At 35.6% G+C, this 8,568-nt stretch carries 10 protein-coding genes and 1 pseudogene; 4 read left to right on the top strand and 7 right to left on the bottom strand.

Annotation, left to right across the window (positions count from 1 at the left end):
* A pseudogene (locus HT723_RS09390) lies at positions 1 to 456 on the top strand (XRE family transcriptional regulator); the annotation flags it as partial.
* Between the two features lie 428 nt (positions 457 to 884).
* Here the strand turns inward: HT723_RS09390 and HT723_RS09385 are convergent.
* Positions 885 to 2,093: an ATP-binding protein gene (locus HT723_RS09385; protein WP_172935089.1), complete on the bottom strand. Its 1,209-nt coding sequence runs from the start codon at positions 2,091 to 2,093 to the stop codon at positions 885 to 887.
* A 404-nt stretch (positions 2,094 to 2,497) separates the two neighbouring features.
* Between HT723_RS09385 and HT723_RS09380 the strand changes: the two genes are divergently transcribed.
* On the top strand, positions 2,498 to 2,674 hold the full coding sequence (locus HT723_RS09380; protein WP_000050748.1) for a hypothetical protein: 177 nt from the start codon (positions 2,498 to 2,500) through the stop codon (positions 2,672 to 2,674).
* A 400-nt stretch (positions 2,675 to 3,074) separates the two neighbouring features.
* Positions 3,075 to 5,288, top strand: coding sequence for a TIM-barrel domain-containing protein (locus HT723_RS09375; RefSeq protein ID WP_172935088.1), 2,214 nt, complete (start codon positions 3,075 to 3,077; stop codon positions 5,286 to 5,288).
* A gap of 221 nt (positions 5,289 to 5,509) precedes the next feature.
* On the opposite strand, the gene HT723_RS09370 is transcribed toward HT723_RS09375, so the two are convergent.
* From HT723_RS09370 to HT723_RS09345, 6 genes are read right to left on the bottom strand one after another with little or no spacing between them, the layout of a single operon-like run.
* On the bottom strand, positions 5,510 to 5,986 hold the full coding sequence (locus tag HT723_RS09370) for a glutathione peroxidase (RefSeq protein WP_172935087.1): 477 nt from the start codon (positions 5,984 to 5,986) through the stop codon (positions 5,510 to 5,512).
* Complete coding sequence (locus HT723_RS09365; RefSeq protein WP_172935086.1) at positions 5,983 to 6,561, bottom strand: DUF3278 domain-containing protein; 579 nt, start codon at positions 6,559 to 6,561, stop codon at positions 5,983 to 5,985. Before HT723_RS09365 ends, HT723_RS09370 begins: the two co-directional genes overlap by 4 nt.
* Positions 6,562 to 6,587: 26 nt before the next feature.
* Positions 6,588 to 6,911 carry a hypothetical protein gene (locus HT723_RS09360; protein WP_049523243.1) on the bottom strand — a complete coding sequence of 108 codons (324 nt, stop codon included), beginning with the start codon at positions 6,909 to 6,911 and terminating at the stop codon, positions 6,588 to 6,590.
* A gap of 10 nt (positions 6,912 to 6,921) precedes the next feature.
* A complete protein-coding gene (locus HT723_RS09355; RefSeq protein WP_000711741.1) occupies positions 6,922 to 7,164 on the bottom strand; it encodes a hypothetical protein in 243 nt (80 codons plus the stop codon).
* Positions 7,165 to 7,174: 10 nt separating this feature from the next.
* Positions 7,175 to 7,717, bottom strand: a complete 543-nt coding sequence (locus tag HT723_RS09350; protein ID WP_172935085.1) for a DUF3278 domain-containing protein — start codon at positions 7,715 to 7,717, stop codon at positions 7,175 to 7,177.
* A gap of 15 nt (positions 7,718 to 7,732) precedes the next feature.
* A complete protein-coding gene (locus HT723_RS09345; RefSeq protein ID WP_001082471.1) occupies positions 7,733 to 7,927 on the bottom strand; it encodes a helix-turn-helix transcriptional regulator in 195 nt (64 codons plus the stop codon).
* 207 nt (positions 7,928 to 8,134) lie between these two features.
* Between HT723_RS09345 and HT723_RS09340 the strand changes: the two genes are divergently transcribed.
* A partial coding sequence (locus HT723_RS09340; protein WP_172923116.1) for a helix-turn-helix domain-containing protein occupies positions 8,135 to 8,568 on the top strand: 434 nt, incomplete at its 3' end.

Genomic DNA, 8,568 nt, shown 5'->3' with positions numbered 1-8,568 from the left:
AATATATTATTAAAAGTCTCTTCAAATACTCTGATTTATTTAAAGGCCTTGAATACTCTATCTAATTTCTATTCCTTAGTGGGTCGTGAACAAGAATATGAGGCAAACTACTCTCATTTGATGGAGTTATATCAGACAAAAAATTTTGAGCATCAAGAGTTTTTATTTGGCTACATCAGAGTTCGTTACAATTACGCTCACTACCTAGTATCAAAGGAAAAATATAATGAAGTCATCCAAGAAGCTCTTGAGACTATCGAACTCTGTAAAGAGAGGCAAACAAGTTACCAACTAGCTCCCCTGCTCGTTCTCGTTGGAAATTGTGGAACACAATTCCTTGGCAAAGAACAAGTCAAAAATTATTATATAGAAGCAAGAGAGTTATGTAAGATTTATAACAATCCTTTAATGTTGATGAAGATAGAAAATTATTTGAAGGAACTAGATGCTGTTTAGTTTATCTTGATATTGGAGTGTTACTTAAACATTAAATAGCCTGTAAGGCTGATAGTTAGATTAATACTATCAGCCTTATGATTATGTGACTATTAGTTCGTCTCGCTCCGTTAGGTGCGAGACAAAAAAACCACCCGCTATGCGGGTGCAGTTCATTCAACACCTGATAGTATGCGTTTTTTAGGGTTTTAAAGACTGATTGCTCAGTCTCTTTTTCATTATAATTCAGTTATAATTTAATCTTATTTGAAAAAGTGGGTGATGCTTTTCTTTAACAAGACTATGATGATAGTACTTCCAAAAGTTATAGATCCCATGTTATCTTTCAAGTATCAGTGTTCTAAATTCGCTATATCTTGTTAGGGGTTGGGTAGAATCATTGATAACAGACTGTTGCAAATCTAGTTAGCTGCATGATTTATATTTATCTATTTTTCTAGTAACCAATCTATGATATTTTTCTTCTCAATACCATTGTAATTTGCTGTTGGCTGAATCGTATCCATTGTTAATAGATATTTTGGGAATTGATCTTTAATGGCTTCTAGTGGTCTAAGTTCTCTTTCTAGTGTTTCTGGAGCAAGTGTTGTTTCACTGACCTGATAATAAGCGTAGTGGCCAAGATCAGTTACAACAACAAAATCAACCTCATACTTATCTAAATTACCAACATATACTTGTGAATATCTACGCCTCAATTCCAAATATACCATATTTTCCAAGATATGCCCAATGTCTTCTTTGTGGTCTGGTAATAAGAGATGTCGTAAACCTAAATCAACGGGATAATATTTTTCTAAGCGTTGCAATAATGCTCGACCTTTTACATCAAAACGTGGAACAGAATAAAAAAGTAAACTGTCTGTCAAAGTTGTCAAATAATTTTCCAAAGTATTATGGGATATTGAAACATTTTGGCTGACTAGGGTATTGCGAATCTTATTTGTTGATATTAAGCTACCTGTACTACTGAGAAGGGTTCGGACAATGCGCTCAATAATAGTAGGATTTGGATTTCCCAATCTAGTGACAATATCATTTAACAGTATGGAGTTATATATTCCTCTGAGATAGTCAATTTTTTCAGCGTAAGATGATGTTTGCAATAAGTAAGGGAAAGCACTAAAGAGATAATTGTTAAAAATTTCTGTTGTATTCAGATTCTCTGAGAGAGATTGACCTGATAGGTATTCTTCAAATGACAAAGGAAGAACCTCTATCTCAACATACCGACCAGTCAAGTTTGTAGCTAATTGGCTACTCATAAAGTAGGCATTTGATCCAGTCAAATAGAGGTCAACATTTGGCAAGATGAATAGACTATCTGCTACCAGTTCAAATTTTTCAACATGTTGAATTTCATCTAAAAAGATATAGTATGTTTTCTCTCCAACTAACTGCCCTTTTATATAAGTGAATAATGTTTGAAAATGTCGCAGGTCATAATAACTTAGATCCTCAAAATTGATGGATATAATCTGATCCTCGTCTACCCCAGTTGCTAGTAACTCCTCTTTATAGAGTTGAAAGAGAACAGATTTACCAGCTCGTCTAACTCCACTAACAACTTTGATGATTTGTCGGTCACGATGTCTTCTTAAAAAGTCTAAATAATGTGGTCTTTTGATATAGTTCATAATAGATACCTCAAAGATAGTATAATACAAATAGAAATTATTTTCAAATATTTAGAAATAATATTTAATTTGTTTGATTATTTCTAATTGTTTAGAAATAATATCTGGAACTATTTAAATATCTTCAAGATAGAAAAAGAAATTGTACTTGTTGATGTTGAATCATTTGTGTTAACAAGTCATTTAGAAGCATTTAAGAAATTAGTGAAATGAAAAACTCATGGCAGAACAAATTGTTGGGTATATGGTCTATTACTAACAACTACTGCTAGTTTATGAGATAGATATTTAATTATTCTCGGATAAATAGGATAAGCGTGCTGAAAACTTAGATATGACAAACAAAATAAAATTTTTAAAAGCTACAGAGAAACATGGTATAATGTATCTAAAGGAGGTAGCATATGTCCTTAGATATAGATAAAGAAAAGATGACAATCATGGGAATAGCTTTTGAAAACAGATCCGTTTTTAAGAGTGTTTGGTATGCTTTAAGTACAAATATGATTGAAGGATGGCGACCTACGGTTAGTGATGTTGAAAAATTACGAGATGAAGCTCTTGCTCTGGGGATGACTTAATGAAGCGCAACTGTTATGAATCTTATGACTATGTTGATCCGGATAATTTATATACCGATCCGGGTTCTTCAGTTCTAAGAAATAAGCAGGAAGGAAAAAAGCATGTGAGCTTGAATATCGTATGATTGCTAGTAAGAGTTTGAAATTATTTATCAATCCTATCTTAGTTAATAGTTTAAAAGTAGTTTGTTTCACAACTGCATAAGCTTAGAAAAGTTGAAAAGTGATAACTCTTTAATAAACTCTTGGTTTGTTAAAAGATATTTTGTCCACTACATTTTTTCAATTGACTATTATTTGTCATAGATATAACAGATAGAACATTGCATTCAGAATAATGAAAAACGCATCAAAAATGGTGCGTTCTGTTTTTATGCTATCATAAAAGGAGGAAAACAAAGTGAAAATTTTTAAGGGAGAGTTTTATCGAATCTCTGTATTAACAGACAAGCTAGTAAGGTTAGAATACTCTCAAACTGGAAGTTTTGAGGATAGAACGACACAACTTATCTATAATAGAGATTTTGGCCAAGTTTCGTTAGATTATATCGAGACATCAAACGTACTAGATATTATGACGGACTATTTTCATCTGCACTTTAATAAAGGAGAATTTAACGCCGAAAATTTATTTATAGAATTAAAAGGAAATTTTGCCGTATATGGTAGTCGCTGGTATTTTGGTGAATCTATTGAAACGTTAAAAGGAACAGCTCGGACTCTGGATGAGGCAGATGGAGCAATCTCGTTAGAAGATGGAATTATTAGCCGAAATGGTATAGCCTTATTGGATGATTCTCAAGGATTTATTTGGGATGAACAGTCTGGTTATATTGAGAGAGAAAATCAAATTGACCTCTATTTCTTTGCCTATGGGCATGATTATAGAGGAGCAATCAGAGACTTTTACCATTTGACTGGTTCAACACCTTTGTTGCCAAGATATGCTTTAGGCAATTGGTGGAGTAGATATTGGCCTTATACGTCGGATGAATACTTGGATTTAATAGACAGATTTGAAACAGAGAACATTCCATTATCTATCGGTGTGTTAGATATGGATTGGCATATCACTGACATTCCAGCTCGTTTTGGAAGTGGCTGGACAGGATATAGTTGGAATAGAAACTTAATACCAAATCCAGAACAGTTATTGCAACAACTTCATGATAGAAAGTTAAAACTCTCCTTAAATGTCCATCCTGCTGATGGTATACGGGCTTATGAAGAAGCTTATCCTCGAGTCGCAAAACGATTGGGGTTAAATGTAGAACTAGAAGAACCTGCTATTTTTGATTTTTTTAATCCATCTTTTAGAGAAGCCTACTTTAAAGATGTTCATTATGAGCTAGAAAAGCAGGGAGTAGATTTTTGGTGGATTGACTGGCAACAAGGGACTCAAGGTATCTTGGATCCACTGTGGCTTTTAAACCATTATCACTATCAGGATAGTTGTAAAAATGCAGAAGGTGGCTTAATTTTATCAAGGTATGCAGGTCCTGGTAGTCACCGCTACCCTGTTGGTTTTTCAGGGGACACTATTATTAGTTGGAATTCCTTAAGATTTCAACCTTATTTTACAGCGACAGCATCAAATATCGGTTATAGTTGGTGGAGCCATGATATCGGTGGGCACATGCTGGGGGATTATGACGAGGAGCTACAAACTAGATGGCTACAGTTTGGTGTTTTTAGTCCGATCACTCGATTACATAGTTCTAGAAGTCCCTTCAATAGTAAAGAACCTTGGTTTTTTTCAGAAACAACATCTAAGATTATGAAGAAATACCTTCGTTTGAGACATCAGATGATTCCCTATCTATATACCATGAATGTAAAGACACACGAGGAAGGTGCCCCATTAATTAGCCCAATGTATTATTTCTACCCAGAGAATGATGAGAGTTATAATGTCCCAAACCAATACTTTTTTGGAACAGAACTGATGGTGGCTCCCATTGTAGAAAAGATGGATTTGGCATTCCGATCTGCAAAAGTGGATGTATGGTTCCCTGAAGGTGAATGGTATGACTTCTTTTCAGCGAAAAAGTACACAGGTGGTGTGAAGTTAAGTGTTTATAGAGACATTTCGACTATACCTGTGTTTGCAAAAAGTGGTGCAATCATTCCCTTGGTTGGTTCTGAGATAGATATGGGTGTGGAGTTACCTGAAATTGTAGATTGGTATGTATTCCCAGGCAAACAACATTCCTTTGAAATGATTGAAGATCAAAATGGTCAAAGATATAAAACAAGATTATCAATCGACTGGGAAATGGGAATGCTAGAGTTAACATTACAAGGAGATTCTAGTATCGTTCCAAGCAATAGAAGGCATAGAATTCATTTTAAAGGAACGAATGTGTCTATAATTGAATTGCCAAATAAGAATGATACAGCTAGATTTGAATGTAAAGATAATAAAATACCATCTCTGAATGATGAAGTTTTTAGACTACTAAAGACGGCTTCTCTTCCATATGAATTAAAAGATAGATTGTTAAATCAATTCATCAATGCTAAAACTTCTCATGACTTAATGAATATCTTGCATCATCAGGACGAGGAATTGAGAGGGCGTTTGTTAGAAATGATATTTACTAGCGAAAACTAATTGAAATAATTAGAAAGTCATTTGTTTAGTGTATATGAAGATTCGGTATGGTATTTGTTATCATTGGTCACATTCAAAATGTGAAATAAGTAGCTACAACATAGACTTTACAACACTTCATGTTTCATATCATGGAGTGTTTTTCTATTTAAGTCAAAGCCCATCAAAAAATCTCACTATTCATTAGGCTAAAGGAAACCTAATCATAGTGAGATTGTGAATTATAGTAGTTTTTGTATGGCCTCTTCAATTTGTTTTGGGTCTGTTTTTGAAGAGAAGCGTTCAAAGACCTGTCCATCACGACCGATGAGAAACTTAGCGAAATTCCATTCGACTCGTTTTCCCAGTGGGCCAGATTTTTGTTCTTTCAACCAAACATAGAGAGGATCTGCTTCCTTACCGTTGACCTTGATCTTGGCAAAACGTGGGAAGGTGGTCTGATAATGTAGGCTACAGAAGCTGTTGATTTCCTCTGCGCTGCCTGGTGCTTGTCCCATAAACTGATTGCAAGGGAAGTCTAAAATCTCAAAACCTTGTTCTTGATAGCGGTCATAGAGTTCTTGAAGTCCCTGGTACTGGGGCGTTAAACCACATCCAGTAGCAGTGTTGACAACCAAGAGAATCTTACCACGATAGGCATCTAGTGAGATTTCTTGATTGTATTGGTTCAAGACTGAAAAATCGTATAGTGAGGTCATTGCTTGCTTTTCTCCTTCCGTTTGGTATTTTTAGGAGTTTTCTCCTCCTGTAGTGATAGAAATCCGTAGGTCAGGGTTCCGAAAATACTACCGATAATAAGATCATACATCAGGAAAGGACCACTTTTATCAAATTGCATGAGCAACTTCACAAAATCTGGAAGGGACATCTGCTGAACGAAGACTTTATGAAAGATGAGTAGGGTAAAGAGGCCAATCTGAAGACCGATAAACACAACCCAGCTTCGAAATTTGATTTGGGCTTTGCTGTAGGTTTTGAGAATGATTTCTGACTTGTCATCTTTTTCCAAGTGGAGTTCTTTGACGGCTCTTTGAGTTTTTAAGGTAATGAAAAAAATGAGTCCAGAGTAAACATAGGGCATAGCATAGCGAACGGCTTCTATGAAGCGTCCAAATAACAGATAAAACAAGAAGAGAAAGAAGGAAGAATAAACGATTTGGACCATGGAACGGGCACAAGCTTTGTAGATAATCTCTTGCCGGCATTCATCAAAAGGGCCTTGGATGTGAAAGAGATTTCGAAGTAGGCGAGTGGTGAAGTCTTCTTTTTTCATGTTAGTAACCTCCTAAATGAGTGGTTTTACTGACTTTCTTTTACGAATTGATAGAGATAATAAAGATAAGTGATAGAAGAAAGGCTAGCGATAGTCAGCAGTAAATAATATTTCCAATCGCTTGAGATGAGCATCAGTTGTGGTAAAGATAGAATCATAAAGCATAGTGCTAAGTTGAGTATGCGTGTTTTTTGGGAGTCAATCTTTAGATAAGTCAGTCCTTTGTTAAGGGCTGGAACAAAGACTAGCACGAGGAATATCTCTCTGATTAAGTTCCCTGAAACGATGATGAAGATGAGCAGAGAACTGAACAAAAGATGATAGGTAAGTAAAGTTAGTAATGATTTCATAGGGCACCTCTTAATCCTGGTCTTTTTTAGCTCTTGCAATACGAAGTGAGTCGACAATATGCATCATCACTCCGAAAAAGAAAGCTCCCAGTATAGTTTTAAAAATATGTTTTGTATTTAGAAGAGAACTGATAAAATTTGGATTTTCACTTGTTAGGGTATCAATGAGTGGAATTATAAAAAATATCACTGTTCCATAAATCGAACCTGCTTTCAGACCAGGATAACGTAACTGTTTCTTTTCTTTTTTCATGAGTTTCCTCCTAATCATTATCTTGATTTTTCTTAGTTTTTGCAATGCGACGGGAGATGATAATTTGTATAATCACTCCGAAGAAGAAAGACTGGAGAATACTTGAAAAAATATTTTTAAAAGCGAGAAGTGACTGAAGATAGTCCTGACTCTCACCTAGCAGTATATGGAGAAGAGGGCTTGAAAAAAAACTCATTAATCCATAGAGTAGACCTGCTTTCAGACCTGGGTAATGTAGTTGCTTACTTTCTTTCTCACTCAGCATATCTGGATCAATAGCTGTAATCCCTGTTTTTTTGGTTTGGGAGAGCACATAGAGAGCAGAAATCATCGAAATGCCGAATACCACAAGAGGATAGCCGATAGCGACAATTTGTGGGTATTTATAAGCGAGGACAAAGGGGATGAGATTTCCAAATGTCATCAGATAAAAGAGGATGATAAAGACTTGATTGCCGATACGATCAGCCTCGCGTCGTTTGTGTTCATCAAGTGGTCCTGAAATGCCATAAATGCGTTTGATCAGTTTTTCCGTGAAGGTTTCTTTTTTCATAAGTTTGCTCCTTTTTTAAAAATTATCCTCCCAAAAGAGACTGTTGAGGTCAGTTTGGAGGCTGCGGGCGAGATTGAGACAGAGTTCCAAGGTTGGATTGTACTTGTCGTTTTCAATCATATTGATGGTCTGTCTCGAGACACCGATATCCTTGGCTAGTTCTAGCTGGGAAATGCCCAGTTCCTTGCGAAATTCTTTCACACGATTCATCTGGTCTCCTTTCTGATTTATGTCGTATATATTTGACTATATTATATTCTTTTAAATATAAAGTGTCAAGTATTTTTGACATATTTTTTGAAGAAATAGTAGTCTCCTTGTCCGATTATCACATTAAAATGAAAGCTCTTCTAGGCATAAGAAAACACCTCTGAGTTATACTTGTTGTTCAACCACAAACACAAGAAAGGCACAGAGATGCAAAACCATTATACTACAAAAGCCAAACATTTGACAATCGATAACCGTCGCTTAATCGAACGATGGAAAAAGGAAGGGAAATCAAATAGAGAAATTGCCTTTCTGCTTGGAAAAGTTCCTCAAACTATCCACACTGAAATCAAGCGTGGGACAGTCCGACAATGTCTTGGAAAAGGGTGCTTCAAAGAGGTTTATTCTGCCGACTATGCTCAACAGTCTTATGAAAACAATCGCAAGCGCTCGGTCAAGAAATCAAGCTTGACCAAGGAACTAAAGGAAAAGATTCTCCACTATCATAACCAAAAATTTTCGCTTGATAAGAAACAGGCTAGCACCAACTTTAAACCTGCTGGTCAATCCATCGAACAGCGGCCTGAAGCTATAAATCTTCGCTTGGAGAATGGGCATTATGATACTCAATCATTTTCAAA

Source organism: Streptococcus sp. 2106 (genome assembly GCF_013277315.1).
Classification (GTDB): domain Bacteria; phylum Bacillota; class Bacilli; order Lactobacillales; family Streptococcaceae; genus Streptococcus; species Streptococcus pseudopneumoniae.
This window is presented reverse-complemented; position numbering and strand designations above follow the sequence as displayed.